Below are 726 nucleotides of genomic sequence, written 5' to 3' on the forward strand. Positions count from 1 at the left end.
CATCAAGAGCTTCCTGCAGTCGCGCACCGTCGCGTGGCGCGGCGATGCGGATGTGCGGGACGATCTGCAGCATCGCGAGATCCCACATGCCGTGGTGACTCGGGCCATCAGGGCCGGTGACGCCCGCGCGGTCGAGTACGAAGGTGACTCCTGCCCGGTGCAGGGCGACATCCATGAGCACTTGGTCGAATGCACGCCCCATGAACGTCGCGTAGACGGCGACGACGGGATGCAGGCCGCCGAAGGCGAGGCCCGCGGCAGAGGCGACGGCGTGCTGCTCGGCGATGCCGACGTCGTACACGCGATCGGGGAACCGCTCGGCGAACGGCGCGAGTCCTGTGGGCCGCAGCATGGCGGCCGTCATCGCGATGACATCGCTGCGCTGCTCGCCGATGGCGACGAGAGCGGCGGAGAAGACGTCCGACCAGCCGGTGCCGCTCGACGAGAGCGTCTCACCGGTGGTGGGGTCTATGCGTCCGACGGCATGGAACTGGTCTGCCTCATCGTCGCGCGCCGGCTGGTATCCGCGGCCCTTCTCCGTGATCGTGTGCACGATCACCGGAGCACCGTAGGACTTCGCGAGTTCGAGGGTCTCGAGCAGTGCCGGCAGGTCGTGACCGTCGACCGGGCCGAGGTATTTGATGTCGAGATTGGAATACAGCGCTTCATTGTTGGTGAAGCGCGACAGGAATCCGTGGGTTCCCCCGCGCACGCCGCGGAAGAGGG

Annotated in this window: 1 protein-coding gene; it reads right to left on the reverse strand. The window is 67.4% G+C overall.

Annotated features, from left to right (window positions below; all coding sequences use genetic code 11):
* The coding region (locus J7E68_RS19980) for a 1-deoxy-D-xylulose-5-phosphate synthase N-terminal domain-containing protein (RefSeq protein WP_285225544.1) at window positions 1-726 on the reverse strand (726 nt) is incomplete at both ends.

The organism is Microbacterium sp. ISL-103, from assembly GCF_018613995.1.
In the GTDB taxonomy this organism is placed as follows: Bacteria; Actinomycetota; Actinomycetes; order Actinomycetales; family Microbacteriaceae; genus Microbacterium.